Origin of the sequence: Marinobacter sp. (assembly GCF_048269445.1) — a bacterium.
GTDB lineage: Bacteria > Pseudomonadota > Gammaproteobacteria > Pseudomonadales > Oleiphilaceae > Marinobacter.
In genome coordinates, this window is sequence record NZ_JBLXIQ010000007.1 from 132295 (window position 1) to 158694 (window position 26400).

General features: G+C 57.2%; 22 protein-coding genes. 3 read left to right on the forward strand and 19 right to left on the reverse strand.

Translation table 11 applies throughout. The annotated features are described in order from the left end of the window. Positions 1–25 precede the first annotated feature (25 nt). From lapB to purU, 11 genes are all read right to left on the reverse strand, one after another. Positions 26–1195, reverse strand: a complete 1170-nt coding sequence (gene lapB, locus ACN0XM_RS15495) for a lipopolysaccharide assembly protein LapB (protein ID WP_417567845.1) — start codon at positions 1193–1195, stop codon at positions 26–28. Continuing rightward, positions 1195–1497, reverse strand: coding sequence for a LapA family protein (locus tag ACN0XM_RS15500; RefSeq protein ID WP_417567846.1), 303 nt, complete (start codon positions 1495–1497; stop codon positions 1195–1197). The genes lapB and ACN0XM_RS15500 overlap by 1 nt, the downstream gene beginning before the upstream one ends. Before the next feature lie 60 nt (positions 1498–1557). Then, positions 1558–1854: an integration host factor subunit beta gene (locus tag ACN0XM_RS15505; protein ID WP_007154691.1), complete on the reverse strand. Its 297-nt coding sequence runs from the start codon at positions 1852–1854 to the stop codon at positions 1558–1560. A gap of 133 nt (positions 1855–1987) precedes the next feature. Next, complete coding sequence (rpsA, locus tag ACN0XM_RS15510) at positions 1988–3682, reverse strand: 30S ribosomal protein S1 (protein WP_417567847.1); 1695 nt, start codon at positions 3680–3682, stop codon at positions 1988–1990. Positions 3683–3812: 130 nt separating this feature from the next. Beyond that, positions 3813–4493: a (d)CMP kinase gene (gene cmk / locus ACN0XM_RS15515; RefSeq protein ID WP_417567848.1), complete on the reverse strand. Its 681-nt coding sequence runs from the start codon at positions 4491–4493 to the stop codon at positions 3813–3815. Beyond that, positions 4493–6721 (reverse strand): bifunctional prephenate dehydrogenase/3-phosphoshikimate 1-carboxyvinyltransferase, encoded by a 2229-nt coding sequence (locus ACN0XM_RS15520; protein ID WP_417567849.1) that lies wholly within the window; start codon positions 6719–6721, stop codon positions 4493–4495. Before ACN0XM_RS15520 ends, cmk begins: the two co-directional genes overlap by 1 nt. Position 6722: 1 nt before the next feature. After that, positions 6723–7847: a histidinol-phosphate transaminase gene (gene hisC, locus ACN0XM_RS15525; RefSeq protein WP_417567850.1), complete on the reverse strand. Its 1125-nt coding sequence runs from the start codon at positions 7845–7847 to the stop codon at positions 6723–6725. A 46-nt stretch (positions 7848–7893) separates the two neighbouring features. Then, positions 7894–8991 (reverse strand): prephenate dehydratase, encoded by a 1098-nt coding sequence (gene pheA / locus ACN0XM_RS15530; protein WP_417567851.1) that lies wholly within the window; start codon positions 8989–8991, stop codon positions 7894–7896. 2 nt (positions 8992–8993) lie between these two features. Continuing rightward, positions 8994–10076, reverse strand: coding sequence for a 3-phosphoserine/phosphohydroxythreonine transaminase (gene serC / locus ACN0XM_RS15535; protein ID WP_417567852.1), 1083 nt, complete (start codon positions 10074–10076; stop codon positions 8994–8996). Positions 10077–10126: 50 nt separating this feature from the next. Beyond that, positions 10127–12760: a DNA gyrase subunit A gene (gene gyrA / locus ACN0XM_RS15540; RefSeq protein WP_417567853.1), complete on the reverse strand. Its 2634-nt coding sequence runs from the start codon at positions 12758–12760 to the stop codon at positions 10127–10129. Between the two features lie 126 nt (positions 12761–12886). Continuing rightward, positions 12887–13741, reverse strand: a complete 855-nt coding sequence (gene purU / locus ACN0XM_RS15545) for a formyltetrahydrofolate deformylase (RefSeq protein ID WP_417567854.1) — start codon at positions 13739–13741, stop codon at positions 12887–12889. Positions 13742–13885: 144 nt separating this feature from the next. Between purU and ggt the strand changes: the two genes are divergently transcribed. Genes ggt through ftsH form a run of 3 tightly spaced genes read left to right on the forward strand, consistent with a single transcriptional unit; the run spans position 13886 to position 17849 of the window. Then, positions 13886–15649 carry a gamma-glutamyltransferase gene (gene ggt / locus ACN0XM_RS15550; protein ID WP_417567855.1) on the forward strand — a complete coding sequence of 588 codons (1764 nt, stop codon included), beginning with the start codon at positions 13886–13888 and terminating at the stop codon, positions 15647–15649. A 41-nt stretch (positions 15650–15690) separates the two neighbouring features. After that, positions 15691–15939, forward strand: coding sequence for a YkoF family thiamine/hydroxymethylpyrimidine-binding protein (locus tag ACN0XM_RS15555; RefSeq protein WP_417567856.1), 249 nt, complete (start codon positions 15691–15693; stop codon positions 15937–15939). Continuing rightward, positions 15936–17849: an ATP-dependent zinc metalloprotease FtsH gene (gene ftsH / locus ACN0XM_RS15560; RefSeq protein ID WP_417567857.1), complete on the forward strand. Its 1914-nt coding sequence runs from the start codon at positions 15936–15938 to the stop codon at positions 17847–17849. Before ACN0XM_RS15555 ends, ftsH begins: the two co-directional genes overlap by 4 nt. A gap of 9 nt (positions 17850–17858) precedes the next feature. On the opposite strand, the gene ACN0XM_RS15565 is transcribed toward ftsH, so the two are convergent. From ACN0XM_RS15565 to ACN0XM_RS15600, 8 genes are all read right to left on the reverse strand, one after another. Then, positions 17859–18584, reverse strand: coding sequence for a ZIP family metal transporter (locus ACN0XM_RS15565; RefSeq protein ID WP_417567858.1), 726 nt, complete (start codon positions 18582–18584; stop codon positions 17859–17861). A gap of 34 nt (positions 18585–18618) precedes the next feature. Continuing rightward, positions 18619–19485, reverse strand: a complete 867-nt coding sequence (locus ACN0XM_RS15570) for a universal stress protein (RefSeq protein WP_417567859.1) — start codon at positions 19483–19485, stop codon at positions 18619–18621. Continuing rightward, positions 19478–21880 (reverse strand): AAA family ATPase, encoded by a 2403-nt coding sequence (locus tag ACN0XM_RS15575; RefSeq protein WP_417567860.1) that lies wholly within the window; start codon positions 21878–21880, stop codon positions 19478–19480. The genes ACN0XM_RS15570 and ACN0XM_RS15575 overlap by 8 nt, the downstream gene beginning before the upstream one ends. Then, entirely contained in the window at positions 21880–22440 is a 561-nt protein-coding gene (amrA, locus tag ACN0XM_RS15580) for an AmmeMemoRadiSam system protein A (protein ID WP_417567861.1), read from the reverse strand. Before amrA ends, ACN0XM_RS15575 begins: the two co-directional genes overlap by 1 nt. Position 22441: 1 nt before the next feature. Next, on the reverse strand, positions 22442–23242 hold the full coding sequence (amrB, locus tag ACN0XM_RS15585; RefSeq protein WP_417567862.1) for an AmmeMemoRadiSam system protein B: 801 nt from the start codon (positions 23240–23242) through the stop codon (positions 22442–22444). Between the two features lie 123 nt (positions 23243–23365). Continuing rightward, positions 23366–24511 carry an ABC transporter permease gene (locus ACN0XM_RS15590; protein ID WP_417567863.1) on the reverse strand — a complete coding sequence of 382 codons (1146 nt, stop codon included), beginning with the start codon at positions 24509–24511 and terminating at the stop codon, positions 23366–23368. Next, a complete protein-coding gene (locus ACN0XM_RS15595; RefSeq protein WP_417567864.1) occupies positions 24505–25434 on the reverse strand; it encodes an ATP-binding cassette domain-containing protein in 930 nt (309 codons plus the stop codon). Before ACN0XM_RS15595 ends, ACN0XM_RS15590 begins: the two co-directional genes overlap by 7 nt. Beyond that, positions 25431–26372: an HlyD family secretion protein gene (locus ACN0XM_RS15600; RefSeq protein WP_417567865.1), complete on the reverse strand. Its 942-nt coding sequence runs from the start codon at positions 26370–26372 to the stop codon at positions 25431–25433. The genes ACN0XM_RS15595 and ACN0XM_RS15600 overlap by 4 nt, the downstream gene beginning before the upstream one ends. Between the last annotated feature and the right edge of the window lie 28 nt (positions 26373–26400).

Here is a 26400-nt window from a genome sequence, read left to right on the forward strand (position 1 = left end):
TGTCCTGCGGAAATTCAATAAAGGTTTATTCGGCTTCAACGCCCTGGATCGGGCGGACTGTTTCCCACTGTTTGCAGCTTGGGCACAGCCAGTGCAGCTGACGGCCGGAGAAGCCGCAATTCACACATCGGTAGACCGGGCGGTTGGCAAGGATCAAATGGCCGATACGGCTCACCAGCCTACCTTCGTCTGTCGTCATGCCCTTTTCATAGCCCGCCATCTCCACAAGCCGCAACAGGCCGCGGACGCTTGGGCGGGTCTCCAGCTCCTGCCGGAGCAGATCAATTGCAGCCGGCCGGCCCGAGGCCCGCTCTACCGATTCAACGAGTGCGAGCAACAAACTGGTACTCGGGTAATTCTCATAGAGCTTGCGCAGCTTTTTCACCAGGCGACCGATATCACCGTGCTCGTGCTCCAGCTTCATCAACCGGTCGACAGCCTCCGGACCGAACTCCGGGTTCTGGTCGAAGACTTTCAGGCTCTGATTGCCAGCTTCACGGAAGCTCCCCTGGCGAATCAGGAGCTTCATCAGTATCAAAGTGGCCCGGACACAGGAGTGGTCGTAGCTCAGCGCTTCCCGGGCCAGCTTTTGCGCCTCCCAGCGGTCATCCTGTTTCAACGCCGCCTCGGAAAGCTCACATGTCAGGTAGGCCAGAACCTTGAACATCGCAGGATCGGCATCACCGCGGGTCAGGGTACGGGCAACCTCCGACGCTTTGCCCCATTCCTTTTCCTGTTGATACAGATCAATGAGTTGCTGGGAGGAATGCCGGCCATATTCCCGGTCACCCATGAGCTGATGCAGCAATGCCTCGGCGCGATCCAGCAGACCGGCGTTGAGATAGTCCCGTGCCAGCTCGAGAGTCACCTGAGGCGAAAAGCGTGATGGCAGCTCAGGCCTTGCCAGAAGGTTCTGGTGAATAAGTATGGCACGGTCTGTTTCGCCCTTATTGCGAAAATGACTGCCAATTGAAAGGTGCAGGCTGACGGTTTCCTTGTTAACAGCCAGGGATTGTACGAAGTTCTCGACCGCTTGGTCGGAGTAGTTGGTAAAGAGGAACTGGAGGCGATCCTTTACCGATTCCTCGTCGGAAATGGTTGTCTTGGATCGGCTCCCATTGCTTCCCAGGCGGCCAACCAGCCAGCCAACAGCCACTGCAACGGTCAGCAGCAGCCACTGAAGTACAATATCCATTAAAGAGTCCGGTCGTTCGGGGCCCTGGATTTCTCCAATGCCTGCTCGGCACGATCAAGTCGCTTCTGAAGGGTCCGCCGGGACACCGAGGTACGGACGGTGGCCAGCAAGGTAATCAGAATGCCAACCAACGCACCAACCACAAAGGCCATAATGATCCAGACGGCCACGCCATGAGGCTGGGTTTCAAACAGCAGAAAGTTGAGGGACACCGCCATTTGGTTATTAAGCGAGAACACCAGTGCCAGCAGAACCAGGACCAAAACCAACAGAATAATGAGGATCTTCTGCAATCCTGCCATAAAGATAGCACTCCCAAAGGGCTGACTAAGCCTGAATTATACGCGTTCCCTGAGCAGCTTTTAAAAGCCTTTCTTCAGACTGTCGTTAACCTGCTCCCTCAATTCCTTTCCCGGTTTGAAGTGCGGCACAAACTTGGCCGGTAACTGAACAGCTTCACCGGTTTTCGGATTACGACCGGTGCGCGCCGCCCGGTGGTGAAGGGAAAAACTACCAAATCCCCGGATCTCAATTCTTTGACCATCTGCGAGCGACTGGGACATGTGCTCAATAATGGTTTTTACAGCCAATTCGACATCTTTGACGGAGAGCTGTGTTTGCTTGGACGCAATCAACTCGACCAGTTCGGACTTCGTCATGAGGCATTTCCCTCTTTCGTTATTATTCGGCCGTCGGTTCCCGGATTCCCATGACTACCTAGTTTAGCCAAACCAGAAAAAAACACAAAAAAAACGGGCTCTTAGAGCCCGTTTTTTCATACCAACCGGAAATTTATTCCTTGTTGGCGTTTTGCTGCTGCATCTGCTCCTTGATGAGATCACCAATGGTGGTCGCACCCGAAGCTGTTTCGGCAGTCTTGGTCCGCACGGTGTCCAGGGCCTGCTTGTCGTCCTCAACATCTTTGGACTTCACAGACAGGTTGATGATGCGGTTCTTACGATCGATGCTGATAATCTTCGCTTCGACTTCTTCGCCTTCCTTCAGCGCATTGCGTGCATCTTCAACACGGTCACGGCTGATCTCAGAGGCCTTCAGTACTGCTTCAACTTCGTCGTTCAGGGCAATGGTAGCTGCCTTGGCATCAACTGCAGACACGGTGCCCTTAACGATAGAGCCCTTGTCGTTCAGCTGAACAAACTCGGCAAACGGATCGCTCTCAAGCTGCTTGATGCCCAGGGAGATACGCTCACGCTCTGGATCAACAGACAGGATAACGGTTTCAACTTCGTCACCCTTCTTGTATTCACGAACCGCTTCTTCCCCAGTCTCGTTCCAGCTGATGTCAGACAGGTGAACCAGGCCGTCGATGCCGCCATCCAGACCGATGAAGATACCGAAGTCAGTGATTGACTTGATCTTACCGGAGATGCGATCACCCTTGTTGAAGTTGCTGGAGAAATCTTCCCACGGGTTGGATACGCACTGCTTGATACCCAAAGAGATACGACGACGTTCTTCGTCGATATCCAGAATCATCACACCCACTTCGTCGCCTACCTGGACAACCTTGGACGGGTGAATGTTCTTGTTAGTCCAATCCATTTCGGACACGTGAACCAGACCTTCAACACCTTCTTCCAGCTCGGCAAAGCAGCCGTAGTCAGTCAGATTCGTGACGCGGGCAGTAACCTTGCTACCTTCAGGGTAACGACCCTTGATATCAACCCAAGGATCTTCGCCCAGCTGCTTCAGGCCGAGGGATACACGGTTACGCTCACGATCAAACTTCAGAACCTTGACGCTGATCTCATCGCCCACATTGACGATTTCGCTCGGATGCTTGATGCGCTTCCAAGCCATATCAGTAATGTGCAGCAGGCCGTCAACACCACCCAGATCTACGAACGCGCCGTAGTCGGTCAGGTTCTTGACGATACCCTTGATCTCCATACCTTCGGTAAGGGTTTCCAGCAGAGCTTCACGCTCAGCACTGTTTTCAGCTTCCAGAACGGCGCGGCGGGAAACAACCACGTTGTTACGCTTCTGGTCCAGCTTGATAACCTTGAATTCGAGTTCCTTGTTCTCCAGGTGCGCGGTGTCGCGAACCGGACGAACATCTACCAGAGAGCCCGGCAGGAAGGCGCGGATGCCGGCCAGATCGACAGTGAAGCCGCCTTTGACCTTGCCATTGATAATACCCTTAACCACTTCCTCAGCTTCGAAGGACTTCTCAAGAACCTTCCAGGCTTCTGCGCGCTTGGCCTTTTCACGGGACAGACGGGTTTCACCGAAACCGTCTTCCACAGCGTCGAGAGCTACGTCAACAACGTCGCCAATAGCAACTTCCAACTCGCCTTTTTCGTTCAGGAACTGGGAGGCGGGGATAACGCCTTCGGACTTCAGTCCGGCGTTAACGGTGACCCAGTCGTTATCGACATCAACTACGGTTCCCTGGACGATGGAACCCGGCTGCATATCAATTTCTTTTAGGCTTTCTTCAAAAAGATCCGCAAAGCTCTCGCTCATTATGAGTCCTATATGATCAACGCAAGTGTACTCCGTGCCACCAGCAACACGGTCTGTTAATAAATTCCGGACTAAGCCTGTGGCTGGCAGATAACGCTACATCCGGCATTTCAACGACAAAAAGGTGTAGTCAGGCCTGACCTGCTGCGGCCATACACCTGTCTAGCACCTCTTCAATACCCAACCCCGTAGAATCAATGACTTGCGCATCATCTGCGGGCTTGAGAGGGGCAGCGGAACGGTTCATATCCCGTTCATCACGAACCCGTATCTCCTCTAAAAGGGAATCAATGTTAACATCGACACCCGCGTCCTTCAACTGGCTGTAGCGCCTTCTGGCTCTCTCTTCCGCGCTCGCCGTCAGGAAAATCTTGACCGGCGCATCCGGGAACACCACTGTTCCCATATCCCTGCCATCGGCCACCAGACCCGGAGCCCGCCGGAAGTCCCGCTGGCGCTGCAGCAGCGCGTCTCGAACCGGCTGCATGACAGCTATTTTAGACGCGTTCTCCCCGGCGGTTTCTGTACGTATATCTGCGGTCACGTCCTGGCCCGCCAGAATCACCCTGACCGGCTCACCCTCGGGCGTCGGCTCAAACGCCACATCCAGCCCGGCGGCTACTTTCACCAGACTTTCCTCATCGTCCAGAGGCACACCCTGCCTGACAGCGGCCAAAGCCGTCAGTCGGTATAAGGCACCGCTATCCAGCAAGTGCCAGCCCAGCCTTCTGGCCAGCATCTGGGTGATGGTGCCCTTGCCGGACCCTCCGGGGCCATCCACCGTGATTACTGGCGTGCTACTATCCCCCATTATTCCGGCCCCTCGGCTGAGATGTTGATTCCCGTGCCCTTTGCAAGTTCCACAAATCCCGGGAAAGACGTGGCCACATTGGCGCAGTCGGTCACGGTAATCTCACCTTTGGCCCGAAGCGATGCCACTGCAAAAGACATGGCGATACGGTGATCACCATGGCTGTTGACGACACCACTGCCAATGGCCTGACCACCATCAATGATGATGCCGTCGGGCGTTACGGTTGTTTCCACACCCAGGGCGGCAAGGCCATCTGCCATCACCTGAATTCGGTCACTTTCCTTGACCCGCAGCTCCTCTGCGCCGCGCAGAACCGTGCGGCCAGTGGCGCAGGTCGCCGCGATGAACAGAACAGGGAATTCATCAATTGCCAACGGTACCTGGTCCTCTGGAATATCAATACCGTGGAGTTCGGCGGAGCGCACCCGCAGATCCGCTACCGGCTCACCGCCAATTTCGCGCTCGTCGATGACCTCAATGTTGGCACCCATCTGGCGCAGGATGTTGACCACCCCCACACGGGTGGGATTCATACCTACGTGGCGAAGGATCAGATCAGAACCGGGCGCGATGCTCGCAGCCACCAGGAAAAAAGCCGAGGAGGATATGTCGGCAGGTACGTCAATATTGGTGGCGGTCAGCTTGCCACCGCCACTGACACTGGCCGTCGCACCATCACGGTGAACATGATAACCGAAGCCCGCCAGCATGCGCTCGGTATGATCCCGGGTGGGTGCTGGCTCGGTAACGGACGTGCTGCCTTCGGCATATAGCCCGGCCAACAACAGGCAGGATTTGACCTGAGCGCTGGCTACCGGCATTTCGTAGTGGATGCCGGCCAGCTTCTGGCCACCCCGAATTTTCAGAGGCGGGCGACCACCTTCAGCAGTATCGATCACCGCCCCCATGGCTCGCAACGGGTCTGCAACCCGACCCATGGGACGGCCGGAGAGACTGGCGTCGCCGGTCAGTTCAGAATCGAACGGTTGAGCCGCCAGCAGGCCTGCAAACAGCCGCATCGCGGTTCCGGAATTCCCAAGATACAACGGGCCACGGGGCGCCTGCAGTCCATGCATGCCAACGCCATGAATCCGCACGAAGCCATCCTCCGGACCCTCGATCGTGACCCCCATGTCCCGGAACGCCTGAAGCGTGGCCAAGCTGTCCTCGCCCTCCAGGAAGCCTTTAACCTCGGTTACGCCATCCGCCAGCGCGCCCAACATGATGGAGCGGTGGGACATGGATTTGTCACCGGGCACCCGGATATCACCGGAAAGAGCGCCACCGGGCTGAAGACGGAACACTACCTGCTTTTCACTATTAGTTGTCACGTAAGCCTGTCCTGAGAGCATCTTCGAAAAATGTTCACGCGCCGCTTTGGCGCGACTGAAAACCCGTAACAGGGTTGCACTGTCCTGGTTTGCGATGGCCGTGCGCAGCTGTTCCAGGTCGTGCGTAAAATGGTCAATTACCCGAAGGACCGCCTCACGGTTCGAGAGAAAAATATCGTGCCACATCACCGGGTCACTGGCAGCAATACGGGTAAAGTCCCTGAACCCCCCGGCGGCGTAGCGGAAGATGTCCATGTTCTCGTCTTCACCCGCCAGGGTGTCGACCAGGGAAAAAGCAATCAGATGGGGCAAGTGGCTGGTCGCCGCTAGCACTTCGTCGTGATAGGCCACAGACATGGTCAGCACGGTCGCGCCACAGCCCTCCCACAACTCTCTAAGCCTGGCCAGATGCGGCTCACTGACGTTGTCCGGAGGCGTAAGAATCACCTTGTGATTGGCAAACAACTCCGGATTGGCCGCCCGGATACCACTCTTTTCAGAGCCCGCGATCGGATGGCCCGGAATCACCAGCGGAGAGAGGCTGCCAAATACCGCCTCAACATCCGCCACAAAGCTGGACTTTGTACTGCCAACATCGGTCAGTAACGCGCCAGGCTCAAGGCAGGCACGAACCTCCTCCAGGACGGTGCGGGTAGCCCGCACCGGAACCGCAAGCACTACGAGGTCGGCGCCCTTGACGGCATCGGCCACGGAAGAAGCCGCCTCATCAATAACACCCAGCTCTTTCCCGAGTTGCAGCTCCTCACTGCGCAGGTCCGCTCCAACCACTTTGCCGGCCAGACCATTACGCCGGATTGCGGTCGCCAGGGAGCCGCCAATAAGCCCCAGACCTATCACCGCTACCCGTCTAAAAAGAGGTTCGGAACGCGCCATATCAGTCGCTCAACCCCGACGACGTCAGGGCCTGAGCCAACGCGTCGATAAACCGTTCGTTCTCTTCCGGAAGCCCGACCGACACCCGCAGATGGCGAGGCATGCCATAGCCCGCTATCGGGCGGACAATCACACCATGGGCCAGAAGGGTCTGGTATACCCCCATGGCCTGCTCCCCGACTTCCACTGCAACAAAATTACCGGCGGAGGGAATGTAACTCAGGCCCATGCGATCGAATGCCTGCTCAAGCTGGCGCAGCCCGGCACTATTCACGTCCCGGGAGCGTTGGAGGTAGTCTTCGTCATCCAGCACGGCTGTAGCCGCAGACAGGGCAACCGTGTCTACGTTAAATGGCTGACGCACACGGTTAAGAATGTCCGCAATGGCTGCGGAGCTGACGCTATAACCCACCCGCAAGGCTGCAAGCCCCCAGGCCTTGGAGAAAGTTCTGCACACGATCAGGTTCGGGAACCGGGACAGCAACTCAACGCCGTCAGGGTACTCGTTACCGGTAAGGTATTCGCAGTAGGCTTCATCAAGCACCACCAGAACCTTGGCCGGGATTTTCTCAAGAAAAGCCTCAATGGCATCGGCCTTGTGCACCGTGCCCGTAGGATTGTTCGGGTTGGCGACAAAAACCAGCCTTGTGCGATCGGTGACTGCGGCGGCCATGGCGTCCAGGTCATGCCCCCAGTCACGGGCAGGCACGGACACGCCCTTTGCGCCAATAGCCTGGGTCACCAGAGGATACACCGCAAAGGCATATTGGGAGAAAACGACTTCTGAATCGGCATCGGCAAAACAGCGGGTGATCACTTCGAGAACGTCATTGGAGCCGTTACCCAGCGTGATCTGATCCATCCCGACACCCAGGCGCTTCGACAGCGCCTGCTTCAGGTTGAAGCCGTTGCCATCCGGATATTGGCACAGCTCTGACAGGGCCCGGCGAGCGGCAGAAAGGGCCTTCTCGCTGGGCCCGAGCGGATTCTCATTGCTGGCAAGCTTGATGATTTCTGCTGGATTCAGCCCCAACTCCCGGGCCAGTTCCTCAATCGGCTTTCCTGGCTGGTAGGGCGACAGTGCCTGCACGCCCCGGACCGCCAGACTCTGGTAATCAATGGCCATAAATCATCCTCGATACTTTCTTTTCAAAGACCGCCTATCGGGCTATTCAAAGAACCCCTATCGGGTAGGACCCCAAGCGTTTGAGCTCAACGGCTTCGTCCTCCACTTCTGCGAGAACCTTGCGCACCTGCTCGTCTTCCATATGCCCTTCAAAATCGATGTAGAACACATAAGCCCAGGTCCCACTCGGTGATGGCCGGGTTTCGATGCGGGTCAGGCTGATGCCACGGCGATGGAACGGCTCAAGCAGCTGGTACAGCGCGCCCGGCTTATTTCGCATCGAAACCAGAATAGAGGACTTGTCGTGGCCGCTGGCCGGGACTTCTTCCCGGCCGATGATCAGGAAGCGGGTGGTATTGTCTGGCCGGTCTTCAATGCAGTTGGCCAGCTTTTCCAGACCATAGAGCTCCGCTGCCATGTCGCCGGCAATCGCTGCCGTTCCCGGCTCCGCAGCTGCACGCCTGGCCGCCTCGGCGTTGCTCGAAACCGTCACCCGCTCAATACCGTAGCGATGGGTGTCCAGCCACTGGCGACACTGGGCGAAAGACTGCTGATGGGAGTAGATCCGGGTAATTTCCTGATCCTTGTGCTTCGGAGACACCAGCAGGTGATGATGAATCCGAAGCTGTACTTCGCCACAGATTTTCAGGCGCGAAGTCATGAACATATCGAGGGTATGATTGATCATGCCCTCGGTGGAGTTTTCCACCGGCACCACGCCGTAGTGGGCTGCGCCGGATTCTACCTCCCGGAATACCGCATCAATGGCGGGCAGTGGCACGCTGACCACCGAGTGGCCAAAATGCTTGAGCGCCGCCGCCTGGGTAAAGGTGCCCACCGGCCCCAGGAAGGCAATGTGCATGGGCTTTTCCAGTGCCAGGCAGGCCGACATGATTTCCCGGAACAGACGCGCCATTTCCTCACCGGATAAGGGCCCCGGGTTCTGCTCCTTGATGCGGCGCAACACCTGGGCTTCCCGCTCCGGACGGTAAAAGAAGACATCCTGTCCCGGGTTTGCCGTCGTCTTAACGTGGGCAACTTCCTGGGCACAGGTTGCCCGGGCGCTGATCAGCTCCATGATCTTCTGATCAATCTGATCAATCTCGTCCCTCAGCTCTCCTAGCCGGACCTGCTCATCACTCATGATCAGCCATGCTCCTTCGCAAATTCCGTCATGTACTCAATCAGCGCATCAACACCGGCTTCGGGCATGGCGTTATAGATACTCGCGCGCATTCCACCCACCGAGCGGTGGCCGGCCAGGTTCAGCAGGCCGCGGGCATTGGCCCCCTGCAGGAAGTCACCATTAAGAGCATCGTCTGCCAGGGTGAACGGTACGTTCATCCAGGATCGGAAACGTTGATCGATGGGATTGGCGTAGAAATCATTGGTGTCGATAAAGCCATACAGCTTCCTGGCCTTGCGCAGGTTCACCTCACCCATGGCCTTCACCCCACCCTGGCGTTTCAGCCACTGGAATGTCAGGCCTGCCAGGTACCAGGAATAGGTCGCCGGCGTGTTGTACATGGACCCGTTATCGGCAATCACCTGGTAGTTCATCATGGTCGGGGTCTCCTTGCGGGCCTTGCCCAGGAGATCCTTGCGGATGATAACCACGACCAGGCCGGAGGGACCGATGTTTTTCTGGGCCCCGGCATAGATCAGGCCAAACTTTGAAACGTCCATCGGGCGGGACAGCATGGTAGAGGACATATCCGCCACCAGCGGAACCGACGGGCTTTCCGGGATGAAATCGAATTCCAGGCCACCAATGGTCTCGTTCGGCGTGTAATGCAGGTACGCCGCATCGGCACTGGTGTGCCACGACGCCTGGTCCGGAATCGTGGTAAAGCCACTGTCCTCGGAACTGGCCGCCACATTCACCTTGCCATACCGGCTGGCTTCAGCAATGGCTTTCTTGGACCAGATTCCCGTATTCACATAGTCCGCCGAGCCTTTGTCACCCAGCAGATTCAGGGGAATGGTGGAAAACTGGCTGGACGCCCCACCCTGCATAAAGAGAACGGCGTAATCGTCCGACACGCCGGCCAGTTCACGCAGATCTTTTTCTGCAGTTTCCGCAATTTCGACAAACTCGTCGCTACGATGGCTCATCTCCATCACCGACATGCCGGTACCGCGCCAGTCGAGCATTTCATCCCGCGCCTGACGAAGCACACTCTCCGGCAAGGTTGCCGGGCCTGCACAAAAATTATACGCCCTGCTCATGCTGCTGTGATCTCTCCAGTCTTGCTGAATCTGTCTGTGGTGGGGCCGGCTTACTCTTCGCCGGCACCCTCACCTTTTTCGCCGTCTTCCGGGCTGCTGTCTGCCGCCGAGGTGTCGCCTTCGTCCTCGCCTTCACCATCGAGTTCTTCATCATCGGTTTCGGCAATGCGCTCTACCCCCACCAGGCGTTCATCTTCCTGGCTGAGCTTGATCAGGCGTACACCCTGGGTATTACGGCTCAGGACGGACACCTCGTCTGTCCGGGTACGTACCAGCGTGCCCTTGTCAGAAATCAGCATCATTTCGTCCCCCTCGAACAGCTGCAGGGCCGTTACCAGGTTGCCGTTCCGATCCGAACACTGCATGGCGATAACGCCCTGACTACCCCGACCATAGGTTGGGAATTCGTCGATGGCGGTACGCTTGCCGTAACCGTTCTCACTGGCAGTCAGGATCACGCCGCCTTCCTGCGGAATGATCAGCGACACGACATGATGACCCTCCGGCATCTTGATACCGCGAACACCACGGGCAGTCCGGCTCATCGGACGGACCGCGCTCTCGGCAAAACGAACGGCTTTGCCGGCGGTGGAGAACAGCATGACTTCGGCATCGCCCTTGGTAATGGCAGCGCCAATCAGGGTATCGCCTTCATCCAGGGACAGGGCGATCAGACCGCTGCTGCGCGGACGTGAGAAGTTCGGAAGTGGGGTTTTCTTGACCACACCGGCAGAGGTAGCCATCAGCACGAACTGGTCTTCCGGATAGTCACGTACTGGCAGGAAGGTGGTGATACGCTCACCTTCTTCCAGCGGCAGAATGTTAACCATTGGGCGACCACGGGAAGCCCGGCTCGCCCGAGGAATCTCGAACACCCGCAGCCAGTAGACCTTACCGCGGTTGGAGAAGCACAGAATGGTGTCGTGGGAATTGGCAACGAGCAACTTCTCAACGAAGTCTTCGTCCTTCATGGATGTCGCCGCCTTGCCCCGGCCGCCCCGGCGCTGGGCCTGGTAGTCTTCCACGGCCTGGGTCTTGGCGTAACCACTGTGGGAAATGGTGACTACGAGGTCTTCTTCGTCAATCAGGTCCGCAATGGTCAGATCACGCTGGGAGCTGGTAATCTCGGTACGGCGCTCGTCACCGAACTCGGCAACAACTGCTTCCAGTTCTTCACGGATAACCTGCATCAGGCGGTCCGGGTCGCCCAGGATTTCCAGCAGGCCGGCAATCTTTTCAAGGATGTCTTTGTATTCGTTCTGCAGCTTCTCGGTTTCAAGACCGGTCAGGCGGTGCAGACGCATATCCAGAATCGCCTGGGTCTGCTCCGGAGACAGGTAATACAGGCCGTTACGCAGGCCATAGATTTCCGGCAGGTCGTCCGGGCGACAAGCATCTTCGCCAGCGCGCTCGAGCATAGCCAGAACATCGCCCGGGGCCCAGCCCCTGGCCATCAGCTTTTCTTTGGCTTCCACCGAGCTGGGCGAAGCCTTGATCAGCTCGATCATCTCATCGATGTTGGCCAGCGCAACCGTGAGGCCTTCAAGAATGTGGCCGCGCTCACGGGCCTTACGCAGTTCATAGATGGTCCGGCGGGTTACCACCTCACGGCGGTGGCGCACAAACGCATCAAGCATCTGCTTGAGGTTCAGTGTTTTCGGCTCGCCATTAATCAGCGCGACCATGTTGATACCGAACACCGTCTGCAACTGGGTGTGGGCGAACAGGTTATTGACTACCACATCCGGGTTTTCACCCCGGCGCAGCTCGATCACAACCCGGATACCTTCCTTGTTGGACTCATCCCGCAGTTCGGTAATGCCCTCGAGGCGCTTCTCTTTCACCAGCTCGGCGATCTTTTCGATCAGGCGAGCCTTGTTCAGCTGATACGGCAGCTCGGTGATGATGACGGCGTCGCGATTGGTTTTGTTATCGTGCTCGATCTCATGCCGGGCACGGATATAGATGCGGCCACGGCCCGTACGATAGGCCTCTACGATGCCGGCACGGCCATTGATGATGGCCTCGGTCGGAAAATCCGGGCCGGGAATGAAGCCCATCAACTCATCAATGGTGAGGTCCGGGTTATCGATCAGTGCCAGGCAGCCGTTAACCACTTCCGTCAGGTTGTGAGGCGGAATATTGGTGGCCATACCCACGGCAATACCAGAGGAACCATTCACCAGCAGGTTCGGAACCCGCGTAGGCAGAACCTCGGGAATCCGCTCGGTGCCGTCATAGTTATCAACGAAATCGACGGTTTCCTTGTCCAGATCCGCCAGCAGAGAGTGGGCAATCTTCTCCATGCGGATCTCGGTGTAACGCATGGCTGCCGCGTTATCACCGTCAATGGAGCCGAAGTTACCCTGACCGTCCACCAACGGATAGCGCAGCGAGAATGGCTGGGCCATACGAACGATGGTGTCGTAAACCGCAGAGTCACCGTGAGGGTGATATTTACCGATAACGTCACCCACCACACGGGCGGACTTCTTGTAGGCCTTGTTCCAGTCGTTGTTCAGTTCGGACATGGCGAACAGAACGCGGCGGTGAACCGGCTTGAGGCCATCCCTCACATCCGGCAGCGCACGCCCGACGATGACGCTCATGGCGTAATCGAGGTAGGACTGTTTTAACTCATCTTCAATATTGACCGGCAGGATCTCTTTGGCTAACTCACCCATCGAGAAAGGTTCCTTTGCGTTATCTGGAAGTCGTATCAGGGCCGTTTTCGGGCCCCATAGTTATTCTTCAACAAGCCGCCAAGTCTATCACAGTCGCGCCCTTTCCGGGGCAACTGTCAGGCAGCCTTAATCAAACACCACCGTCTTGTTTTCGAAGGTAATCACCCGGTCCTCGATGTGGGAACGCAGGCCGCGGGCCAGCACGTTCTTTTCCACATCCTTGCCAAGGCGAACCATGTCTTCAATCGAATCACTGTGAGTAATGCGGATGACGTCCTGCTCGATGATCGGGCCCTCGTCGAGGTCCTGGGTCACGTAATGGCAGGTCGCGCCAATCAGTTTTACCCCCCGGCTATAGGCCTGGTGGTAAGGCCGTGCACCGGCAAAAGACGGCAGAAAACTGTGGTGAATGTTGATCACCTTGCCCGCGTATTGCTCACACAATTCACCCGGGAGTATTTGCATGTAACGGGCCAGCACCACCACATCCACCTCATACTTGTGGAAAAGATCGTCGATGTGGGCGAAAGCTTCCGCCTTGTTTTCCCTGCTAACCGGCACGTGGTGGTAGGGAATCTCGTGCCATTCCACCATCCGGCGAAGGTCATCGTGATTGGAAATCACTGCCACAATCTCGGCATTGATTTCCTTGCTGTGCCAGCGGTACAGCAGATCTGCCACGCAGTGGGATTCCTTGCTGCACATCAGCACGACCTTCTTCGGTTGGGCCGAATCTGCAATGTGCCAGTGCATGTTGAATTCACGGGCAATGGGCTCGAACGCGGCACGGAACTGATCCAGACCAAACGGAATCGAGCTAGCCTTGATTTCGTGGCGCATGAAAAACCAGCCGGTGTGGGTATCCGAATGGTGACTCGCCTCGGTAATCCAGCCATTGTAGGTGGACAGGAAATTACTCACCTTGGCGACAATTCCCACCCGGTCCGGGCAGGAAATCACAAGACGATAGGTATGCTCCATGAAAGCCTTTCCTTAACTGAAATCCGGGAAAGCAGGTGCGCTGGGGAGTCACCACCGATGATTAACGGCAGGTTAACGGTACGCACCTATTAAAATGACCGGCTATCATAGCCTATCTGAACGCCAGAAACGAGGAATGGAGACATGGACAGCTACCTCTACCAGCACACAACCAAAAACCTCTCCAGGGGGCGCTCAAGCCGCCTTTCGATTGCAACTGCCCTGGCTTTTCTTGTCGCAATCGGGCCGGCGTTCGGCGAGGCCATTCTCGAAGGAGAGCGGTTTCACCCGGTCGTCGCAGAACAGGGCATGGTCGCAACTAGCCATACCCTGGCCACCGAAGTGGCGCTGGAGGTACTCAGGGGTGGAGGCAACGCAGTTGATGCCGCGGTCACCGCAGGATTTGCCCTGGCGGTAACCCAGCCCCGCTCGGGCAACATTGGCGGTGGCGGTTTTATGCTGATATCCAAAGCGGACAGCTCAGAGCCAGAAGCGATTGATTACCGTGAGAAAGCACCCGCTGACGCAACGGAGACGATGTTTCAGGATGAAGCTGGCAATGTCGTCCGCAATCGCAGCCGCTTCACCCATCTGGCCGCCGGTGTCCCCGGAACCGTGGCCGGTCTGGCACTGGCACTGGATCGCCATGGCACCATCTCCCTCAAACAGGCCCTGGCTCCGGCCATCAAACTGGCCCGCGAAGGCTTTATCGTGCCCCAGCGCTTTACCGAAGGCCTGGAGCAGGCCCGGGAAAGGCTTGAGCGCTGGCCCGCCACTCTCAGTACCTTTTATAAAGAAGATGGCAGCGCCTGGCAGCCCGGCGAACGCTTTTACCAGCCGGAACTGGCGGACACCCTGCAGCGGATTGCGGATGACGGCGTTAAAGGCTTTTACGAAGGCGAAACCGCCGAGTTGATTGCTGACGAAATGGCCAGGAACGGCGGCCTGATTACCCTTGAGGACCTGAAAAGCTATCGCCCGGTGGTGCGCACTCCGGTGCACGGCACCTATCGCGGTTACGATATTTTTTCCATGTCGCCGCCGTCCTCTGGCGGCACCCACATTGTCCAGATTCTGAACATTCTGGAAGGCTTCCCCATCGCTGAATTCGGCCACAACTCGGCCGATGCCATTCACCACCAGGCCGAAGCCATGAAACTGGCCTACGCGGACCGCTCCGAATACCTCGGCGATACCGACTTCGTAGACGTGCCCTTGGACGGCCTTACTAGCAAGGCGTACGCCGAAGAACTCCGTAAAACCATTGATCCAGCGAAAGCCCGTCCCGCCAGCGACATCAACCCGGGCCAGCCTGCCGCGTACGAAAGCCCCGAAACCACCCACTTCTCGGTGGTGGATAAATGGGGCAACGCGGTCTCCAACACCTACACCATCAATTTCAGTTATGGCTCCGGAATCACCGTGAAAGGCGCCGGCTTTCTGCTCAATAATGAAATGGATGATTTCAGCGCCAAACCGGGCGTGCCTAACGCCTACGGGTTGATCGGCGGTGAGGCTAACAAGGTTGAGCCCGGCAAACGCATGCTCAGCTCCATGTCGCCCACCATCGTCAAAAAGGACGGAAAAAATGTGCTGGTAACGGGCAGCCCGGGCGGCTCGCGGATTATTACCACTACCTTGCAGGTGATCCTGAATGTGATTGACCACGGCATGAACATCCAGACGGCGGTGAGTGCGCCACGCATGCACCATCAGTGGTTTCCGGATGAAATCCGCATTGAACAGGGCATCAGTCCGGATACCATTGGCCTTCTGGAGGAGCGGGGCCACACCGTCGTCCGTAATTCGGCGATGGGCGCCATCCAGAGTATTATGATTGGTGAAGACGGCACTCTTTACGGCGGAGCGGATCCAAGACGAAGTACATCCTCGGCGATGGGCTACTGACGCAGTCATTGACCAGGATCACTGACCTGACCGGAGGCATTATGTATCTTTCTGTACAACTGAGCTGTTATCCCCTGAAAGAAGACTACAAGCAGCCAATACGGGACCTCATTGCCCGGCTGGAGCAAACCGGGCTGGAAGTCTACGCGGGGCGAATGAGCACCGAGATTTTTGGCGACTATGATGAGGTTATGAAGGTTCTCTCGGATACCATGAAATGGTCATTCGAGACCTATGGCAAATCCGTCTTCGTGGCAAAAATCATGGAGGGCGACCGGAGGCCGAAATGACAGCACCGAACAACGGGCCAGGCAATCAGCAGAAGCCAGGGAACGATCAACAACCGGTCATTCCCAACCAGTTCTCGTTTCTGTGGCTAAGCGCCGCCATCTTCCTGATGGTGCTCTGGATGCAGGACAGCGGACAGCCACGGCTTCAGGAACTCGCCTATTCCGACTTCAAAACGGCGGTAATGAACAATCAGGTAGCGGAGGTCACACTCAAGGAAGAATCCATTACCGGCCTGTTCACCGACAGTGGGACCGCGGCGTTCAGCTCGGATAGCCCGTCCAGAAAGAGCGCACCGGGGTTCCATACAACACGGCCACCCATGGAAGACCCGTCACTGCTGAACCTGCTCGAAGAACACCGGGTAACCATCAAGGCGACACCCTCGGGCCTGACCTGGTGGCAAGAACTGATTCGAGGCTTCCTGCCCTGGCTCCTGCTGCTGGCGCTGATGTTCTGGTTCTGGGGCGCGGCACAGAAGCGGATGACCCAAGGCGGTGGCCCGTTTGATTTCAGCCGTTCAAAAGCCCGAAGGGCCCGCAAGGAAACGTCTACAGCCACCCTTGATGACGTTGCCGGCATTGAATCCGCCAAGCGGGAAATTGCCGAGATCATCGACTTCCTCAAATCCCCCGAGAAGTACCGGGCCCTGGGAGCCGTCATGCCCAAGGGTGTGTTACTGGTGGGCCCGCCGGGAACCGGCAAGACCCTGCTGGCCCGGGCCATTGCCGGTGAGGCGGAGGTGCCCTTCTACAGCATCAGCGCATCGGAATTTATTGAAATGTTTGTCGGTGTAGGTGCGGCCCGCGTGCGGGACATGTTCCAGGAAGCCCGCAAGGACGCACCATCGCTGATCTTCATTGATGAGCTGGACGCCATCGGCCGCTCCCGGGGCGCAGGCCTCGGGGGTGGCCACGACGAGCGGGAACAGACCCTGAACCAGATCCTGACCGAGATGGATGGCTTCGAGGCGCACGAGAATGTCCTGGTTCTGGCCGCCACCAACCGGCCCGATGTCCTGGACAGCGCCCTGCTTCGCCCGGGGCGGTTTGACCGCAAGATCACGCTCGATCGGCCCCACAAGGACGCCCGTACCGCGATCCTGCAGGTTCACGTTCGCAAGGTGCCGCTGGCCAGTGATGTTGACCTCGAGCAGCTAGCCGCCCGAACCATCGGTTTCTCCGGCGCAGACCTGAAGAACCTGGTAAACGAGGCCGCGCTCACTGCAGCCAGGGAAAACCTGCATGAGGTCAACGCCCACTGTTTTGATCTCGCCCGGGACAGGATCATTCTTGGCGAGGAGCGCGATACCAAGCTCACGGCCGAGGAACGGGAAGCGGTGGCTTATCACGAATGTGGCCATGCCATCATGGCTTACTATATGCCAAACGCCGACCCGCTCACCAAGCTAACCATCATCCCCCACGGTATGGCCATGGGTATGACTGAACAGACCCCAAAGGACGACCACTACACCTACACGGAAAGTTATCTGAAGGATCGAATCAAGGTAATGCTCGGAGGTCGCTGTGCGGAGAAAATCGTCTATGGCGAAGTCAGCACCGGTGCCCAGAATGATCTGAAAGAGGCTACAACACTGATTCGCCGGATGATCGGCCAGTGGGGAATGAGTGAGAAAATCGGCCCCCTCGGTCTCAGCATTGGAGAAGAGCATGTCTTCCTTGGCCGGGAAATGGGCCTGCCAAGAGAGTTCAGTGAAAAAATGGCCGAATTGATCGATGCGGAAATCCAGTCACAGCTCCTCGCGCTGGAAAAAGCGACCCTGGACTTTCTGACTGAACACCGTCCCCAGCTTGACGCGCTAGCCAAAGCGGTACTGAAGGAGGAAACCCTGTCTGCCGAAGACGTCAAGGAAATCCTCCGCAAAGAAGACGCCCGCAAGATTGCCTGAACGGCTGGCCTAGACCTGGCCCACGAGGTCGTGACTGAACAGCGCCATGCAGAAGCCGACCACGGCCCCCAGTGGCGGGCCCCAATGGCGCTCAAGCCTGGACTGCGGGGCTATGTCCTGAAATATCAGGTAGAGAATTCCGCCCGAAGCCACCAACATGATCACGCCCAGCGCAATGGGGCGCTCAGACAAGAAGAAATACCCAAGCAAGCCGGCCAGCGGCCCGGTAATCACGAGGCAGCTCATGAATACGAGGGTTTTCCGCGAGGTATACCCAGGCAGACTGGCTATCTCCCGATAAGCATTGAAGCCTTCCGGCAGATTCTGCATCGCAATCAATACAGCCATGAGCACCGCGGTTTCCGGGCTCACCACCGCAAGCCCGCCAAGCGCGATGGCTTCCGGAACGAAATCCAGCATTACCCCCATCAACTGTGGAGACTCCCGGCGCTGCAGGCCCAGAATACGTTCAATAACAAAGAATAGAAGCCCACCGGCGATAATGGCAGGGATTGCCCATAGAGAGTCATCCATACTTGATTGGCCTTCAGGGATCATGACCACAGACACCGCACCCAGCAAGATTCCACCACCCAGAGCAATCAGGAAATGTCTGAATTCTTCTTCCAGCCAATTGGGACCTACCCGCTCAAAACTGGCAAGCAAACCGCCCAGTGGAATGCAGGCACCGGCAACAAGAGTTAAACCAACGATGTAAACAATATCCACGAGCATCAGAAAGGCTGGCCTTTTGAAAAACGAAAAGCTCTTATGGCGTGATGGTTACCGGCAGATTCAGGGCCAGAAGCAACTGGTCCGAACCAGGCTCCCGAAGCAAGGTACATTCACGGCTAAGTACCAGCTGGGCAGCCCTCTCCTGACGCAAAACCCGGGCAACGGTAACCGGGTCAGTGGCTGGAAGCGACCCAACACGGATGTCTGACTCCGGAATCCCCAGCTCCTGCCTGATTCTTTGCAGGCCCTCCGGTGGGATGTCTGAACCCGGGCCCAGCAACAGCGTCACGGGCTGCCGGGAATGCCCGACCGCCTCTGCTGCGGCCATGACAGCGCGGCGATTGGCATCCTCGTGTTCGTTGAGAAAGACCACAATCCGGCCCTGTGGCAATATCTGCTTGTCACACCAAAGCAGAACCCTGCCAGGCGACCGGCGAAACAGGCCCCTTGCTGTGGAACCCAGCCGCCCCCCCGGCGCCGACGACCAGCCAACCCGACCAAGCACCAGAAGGTCCTGAGGCCCGGCCAGGGCCAGCACCTCTTCAACGACGCTGCCACGAGCAATGCTCAGGGCATGTCGGCCCCCATAATGCGCCACAACGCCCGCGAGGGCCTGGCGAGCCTGGCCCGCCAGCCTCTGTAAGCGTTGCTCAAGCTCAACCGGATCAAAAGGCCGGCTGACCCCCGACGAGGACCCGACTTCCCTCGCAAATCCATAGCCGGCGCTGCGTAACAAATTCCGCTCTTCGACAAAAACTCCCAACACTTCTGCGCCGGTCCGGGCCGCAATCTCTGCAGCGGCATTGAGGGCGGCATAACTCATTCTGGAGCCATCCAGAAGTACCAGAACACGTCCTATTGGCGTGCCGGGGCCGGCTTGATTATTGGCGGCCTCAGTCACTATCCTTGCCCCCGTTTTTGTTGTTCACTTCGCCGTTGTCATCCCGTTTTTTGCTGACTTCGGCAAACTTCGCGAGTCGGTCTGCAACCCGCCGGTTAAAGCTGTTTTCCGGGAACTCGCCGCTGCTGTCCGGTTCACCGGCTTCCATGCCCGTTAAAAGCTCGATGGCCTGGTTGATGTCTGAGACGGGATAGATCCGGAAGCGGCCCTCGACAATGGCCTGACGCACATCCGCCCTGAGCATCAGGTGCTCCACGTTACTGGCCGGCAGCAAAACCCCCTGCCCCCGGATTTCACCGGACTCGCGACAGACGTCAAAGAAGCCCTCGATTTTTTCGTTGACACCGCCCACCGCCTGAACCTCGCCTTGCTGATTCATAGACCCAGTCACGGCAAAGGACTGCATCAGGGGGACCCGGGAAATGGCGGAAAGCAGCACGCAGGTTTCAGCCACCGAAGCGGAATCTCCTTCTACGCCACCGTAAGACTGCTCGAAAGCCAGGCTAGCCGACAGGGACAAGTCGCCCTCGCCCGCATAGCGGCTTGCCAGAAACCGGGAAAGAATCATCACCGCCTTGCTGTGAATAGGACCGCCAAGCTTGGCCTCTCGCTCTATATCCACAACCTGCCCCTTCCCCGGTCGGGCCGTTGCAGTAATTCTCGTAGGCTGCCCGAACATGGAAGCGCCAAGCCTGAGCACCGACAAACCGTTGACCTGACCCACTTCCTCACCTTCTGTGGCAATCATCACAATGCCTCGGCTGATCTGCTCCCGACTTCGCTCCCGAACCCGGCTGGCACGGTACTCGCGCTCATCAATAGCCTGCTGGATATGGCTGGCTTCAACGGTATCGGCGCCGGACTGTCCAGCCCAGTGGTCTGCTTCACTCAAAATGTCCCGAAGCACCCGATCATGGGCGGTCAGCTTGCGCTGGTCCGCTGCCAGCCGGCTGGCATGCTCAATAAGCCTCGCTACGGCGTCACGTTCAAGGGCCCGCATTCCGAGAGCTCTCGCCACGGTGGCAATCATGCGGGAATACAGCGTGTAGCTGTCATCGTCCCGGGTAAGATCGTCCTCGAAATCCGCTTCCACCTTGAACAGGTCCAGAAAATCCGGGTCATAGTGGGAAAGCAGGTAGTACAGCATCCGGTCCCCTAGCAGTACCACTTTGACCGAAACCGGAATCGGGTCCGGTTGCATGCTGACGGTACTGACAAGCCCATAAAGCCGCTCAAGCGACTCGATGCGGATTTCACCGGAAAACAGGATGCGCTTCAGACTCTCCCATGCCATTGGTTGGGTCAGTACACGACGGGCGTCGATAATCAAATAACCACCGTTGGCACGGTGCATGGAACCGCCGCGAATGAGTGTGAAATCGGTGTAAAGATTCCCCTGGCGGGCCCGGTGCTCTATTTGCCCGGCCAAATGCTGGTGATTGGGGAGGTCCTCGTAGATAACCGGCGCTCCCACAGTGTCCGCATTGTCTACCAGGAGATTGACCTTGTAGCGGGCCAACAGACCGGCCGGCGGACCATTATCACTGTCCTGGAAGGCTTCCGCATGTTCAACCACGTCCTCCCGGACAGCATCCAGGTAGTCAACAACGTCCGGTAGGTGCATCCATTTTTCCCGCAGCTCGCCAATGGGGCCACCCAGGGTCAGCTGAACCATTTCCTCATTCAGGGCATGCACCCGCTCCCGAACTTCCTTCCGCAACCTGGGAATCTGCTGGATGGCTTGCTGGAGTTTCTTCTGCAATTCCTCAACCTTGGATTCGATCAGCTGCTTCTCTTCATCCGAGAAGGTTTTGTATTCCTCCGGGTCAATCACTTCACCCTTTCGCATGGGGGCGAAAGTAAAGCCGGCCGGTGTGGTGATCATCGCGATGTTATTGCGGTTTGCCTCCTCCTGGATTTCAAACAGCCCCTGATGCTGGCGTTTTGCCATTTCCTCCTGCAACTCCTGGAGGCGGGCCTGGTATTCCTCACTCTCAAAGGCTGCCGGGATGGCCGTATGCAATTCCTCGGCCAGGTCATTCATGCCCTTCTTGAACTGCCGCCCTTCACCCGCCGGCAACTGGATAGCGTTCGGTCGGTCGGTAAACCGGAAGTTAAAAACATGACACCAGTCGGGGGGTACCGGCTGCCTCGCCGCATGTTGCGAGAGGAAGCGCTCCACCAGTTCGTGCTTGCCGGCCCCGGAAGGCCCCAGAACAAATAGATTGAAGCCACCGGCTTGCATGCTCGCCCCGAACTCCAACGCCCTCAGAACCCGGTCCTGCCCACAGGGCCGCTCCAGGTCCTCCAGATCGTCCGTAGTGATAAAATCCAGCTTGTCCGTTGGGCAACCGTGGTAAACCTGTTCTTCGGTTAACGGGGCGGGTAATGGCATTACATCCTCCTGATGGGGTCGACGGTATAGCGAAATGCTTTGATAGCGTCGGACCAGTACTCTGGCGCCATCCCTGCTTTCTGCTTCAAATGATGAAGAAATTCCCGCGGCTCCGGCAAGCTCTCCCACACCGACGGCAAAAAGGTGGCTCGTCGATCGCCGTGCTCCAGAACCACGCCATCCGTGCCTGGCCGCAACTGCACGAGCAGATCATCCTCGGACTGGAAACACAGAGGCATGGCCTCGCTCAAGACCGACACCTGATAGTCCAGAAGGTCCAGCTCCTGCTCCGCAACCGGGGGAAAGCGGAAATCGCGGAAAGCTGCGGCGAAAGCATTTTCCGCACAGTCCTGAACAAGCGGACGCCAAGCCTCCAGAGAACCGATGCAGCCTCTCAAACGGCCAGCGATTTCCAGTGTTACAAAACAGGCTCCGGGCTTTGCCAGCCGTTCCGGGAACTCCTTCGCTTCTACTGGCAACGGCTGGCCGTAAACGAGACCATTACGAACCGAGGCTGAAGCTACCTGTAACAGAGTCTGTTGCTCCTGTTCATTCAGCATGTTAGGCCGTTTTTTCGGTTAAGGCATAGGCACCATAGCCCACGACCCGGTCCCTCGGCCCGGCCGTGTCACCGGAATTGCGCAGGTCCAGGGTGGTTACTTTCAGGCCTCTTTTCCGCGCCAGATACAATAGCCCGTTAACCGGGTTTCGCCCGCAGGCATCATCGTATCCGATATGGTGGTAATCCAGAGTCTCAATGTTTCTGGTGGTATTGCTGTCCAGCTCTCGGGCAACTGGGTAGCTGTGGTAGTGGCTCAGATCGGAACTGATCACAACCAGGGTTTCGTCGCCACCCCAGAGTATTTCCAAGACCTCGGCCACTTCCTCAGGGGAAGCTTCTCCTACAACAAGCGGCACCAGGGTAAAGCGGTCAAAAACCGACTGCAGAAACGGCAAATGCACCTCCAGACTATGTTCCAGCTGGTGTGGTGAATCCAGATAACCAACCTGGGGCAAGGACTGCAGGCTGGCCAGTGTGTCCTGCTCCACTTCGATATTTCCGAGCGGCGTCTCGAAGAAATCGGACGTCGGCGCGGCAATGCCTCTCAGGGGTACACGGTGGGAGGGCCCCAGCAGTACCACCCTGTGTATGCGTTCGCGAAGGGGCGCAAGCTGGGCGTAGGCGCTCGCCGCAACCGGGCCAGAAAACTGGTATCCGGCATGGGGAACAATAATGGCTTTGGGGGCCCGCCCTTTTACAGGTACCTGTTTCAGGAAACCGTCCACCATGGTTCTGAGCTGGGCAGGATCGTCCGGGTAGAACATACCCGCAACAGCGGCTTTTCGTATGTTTGCAGACATAGCTGATCACCTGCTTAACAAAGCGACCCGTAACGGGGACCGAGTCAATGAAAGAAATTCAAACTCCCTGCTGAACAAACTATAGATGATTTAGTGAAGTTCAACACGCCTGACACCCCGAACCTATTCAAGACGTTTCTTGAACCTCAGCGAGGCCACTGCCAGACCTCCAAGCGTGAACAGCGCCAACCAATAAACATCTGAAGACATATTCATTACTTCAACATCCCTAAGAACTACCCCGCGGATAAGATGCATGAAATGCGTCGCCGGCAAGGCTTCGGCAATGTACTGCGCCACAACGGGCATGCCTTCGTAGGGGAAGATGAATCCGGATAAAAGGATCGAAGGCATTAGCACAAAAACCGTCATTTGCATTGACTGAAGCTGGTTCCGCGCAATCGTGGAAATCACCAAACCCAGGGTTAGACTTGCCGTGATAAACAGAAAAGTTACAGCCGCAAGCTGAACCAGCCCGCCCCCGATTGGTACTTTGAACAACACATGCCCCAGGCCCAGAATGATGGATGTCTGAATCACACCAATAAAAATATAGGGAATGATTTTCCCAATCATCAATTCAATCGAACGCACCGGGGTTGAAATCAGCATCTCCATGTTTCCCCGTTCCCGTTCGCGAACAATGGCGGCAGAGGTAAACATGATCATGGTCATGGTCAGAATGATCGCCACCAGGCCCGGGACAATATTGACCACCGTCCGCTGTTCCGGGTTGTAAAGCAGGGTCACTTCAAAGGTCGGAGTACTGCGGTTTGGGGGCTCGTCTACCAGCTCGGCGAGGGGCATATTTCTCAGGCTCTTGATGGCCGCTGCAATGATCGTATCGGAACCATCAACCACCCACTGGGCAACGGGCCGGCTGGTTTCCTCATCGCCAGAAGGTGGCAAGCCAGGGCCAACCGTGGGATGACGTGCCAATCGATGGTCGACATCCTCGGGTATGATCAGGGCCGCTCGTATCTTGGCGCTGGCAATTGCTGTTCTGGCCGCGTCAACTTCCTCGAAATAATGCTTGATATCGACGACTTGAGTGGCACTGACAGTTTGCACCAGGACACGGCTCAAACCACTTTTGCTAAAATCGACGACCCCCACGGGGATATGACGAATGTTGGTGTTAATGGCGTACCCGAACAACAACAGTTGTATTAGAGGGATCATGACAATCATTCCGAACGTCATCCGATCCCGCCTGAGCTGAATCAATTCCTTCCAGATTATGGCGCGGACCCTCAGTAACATCACCATTGGCGCCCTGGTCCGGTACTGGTTACAAAGACATCCTCCAGGCTCGGGCGCACCTCAGCCAGGTTATCCCGTATTCCTATGAAGGGCTGCCTGGTCAGATAGGCAACGGGGTCGGAGATCCGGTTTCCCACTAACACTCTGAGACGGGCTCCCAGTTGCGCTGCTGAAATCACCTCCGGCACCTCCAGCAGCCGGTGTTTCAGCTCACGGGGGTTTGAAGTATTGATTTCAACGACCCGGGCATTCATGTTTCTCATCAGCTCATTGGGCGCCCCATCAGCGCGCTTGATGCCGGTTTCAAGGATTGCCAGTTTATGGCACCGTTCGGCTTCATCCATATAATGAGTCGAGACCATGATCGTCGTGCCCTGGTCACTCAGATCAAACAGCTGTTCCCAGAAGTCCCGGCGACTCTGGGGATCCACCGCCGACGTAGGCTCGTCGAGAAACAACAGGGCTGGCTTGTGCAGTGTGGCCGCAGCTAGGCTCAGGCGTTGTCGTTGCCCACCACTCATGCTGCCCGCTAACTGGTGCCTGTTTTTCAGAAGCTTATAGAGGTTTAGCAGTTCCTCAACGCGCGGGCGTTGCTGTTGCACGGGCAAGCCGAAGATAGTGGCGATAAACCTCAGGTTTTCCTGGACGGTCAAATCGTCGTACAGAGAAAACTTCTGTGTCATGTAACCGATGCGCAACCTCAGCTTCTCTGCCCCACCCGGTAGCGGGAAACCAAGGACCTCTGCCGTCCCGGAGCTGGGTTTAAGCAAGCCGATGAGCATACGGATTGCAGTGGTCTTGCCGCTGCCATTGGGACCGAGGAAGCCGTATATGCTGCCGCGTGTAACATTCAGATCGAGGTTCTGAACCGCCGTGACGTCGCCAAAATGTCGGCTGAGCTTTTCTGCCCGGATGACACAGTCAGTCATGGCAGCTCAACCTGCGCGGGTAATCCGTTAGGCAAATCGGCTTCAGTGTCCGGCAATTGCACCTCGGCGCGGTACATGAGGCGGGCACGCTCTTCCTGATTCAACGCGTAATAAGGCGTAAAAGCCGGCTCCGTTGAAATCCATCGCAGGCGCCCTTTGATGGCCCGCTCGATACCGTCCACTTTCACGACAAGCTCATCACCGATGGCCAGTTTCACCCGATATGGTTCCGGCACATAGACCCGCGCAAATGGCGCTTTGCCCGCCAGGACTATCGCCAATGGACTGCCCGCCGTGACTCTCTCGCCCAGATTCCATGGCAGGTTATCGAGAATGCCATCGCGGGTTGCCACAACAGTCAGGTCGGCCAAGTGCTTTTTCTCTCGAGTGAGTACTGCCCTGGCAGCTTCAAGGGCGGCTTCGGCCGCTCTAAGATCCTCCTCACGGGCTCCGTTAGTCAGCTCCAGCAGTGCTTCCTGAGCGTTCTGCAGCTTGGCGCGACTGGCATCGCGAAGGGCCACAGCTTTATCCAGATCGGCCTGACTAACCAGGCTCTGCCTCCTAAGTTTCAGGATCCGGGCATGATTTGCCTCACTCTCGACAAGTTCGGCACGAACGCCCGCAACATTTGCCCGGGCGGCTGCAACCTCCTCAGGTCGAGCGCCATGGCGAAGCTTTTCAAGGTTAGCCTGCGCCTCTGCCAACTGAGCGCCAGCCCTATCTACTTCCGCGTTCTGCAGCGTGTCGTCAAGCTTGACCAGCACCGTGCCTTTCGCAACCTGAGCCCCCCTTGGAACAGGTAGTGCAATGATAATCTCACTTGCGGTGGCGGTATGAGCAATGCGATCCCTTTCGAGGGTTCCAAGCGCGGTACTCTGGGGAGAACCATCACACCCCATCAATACCGCATATAAGAAACCGAGGATGAATCTGGCCACTGCCTCTGTCCTGCCTGGTTGTTAACTG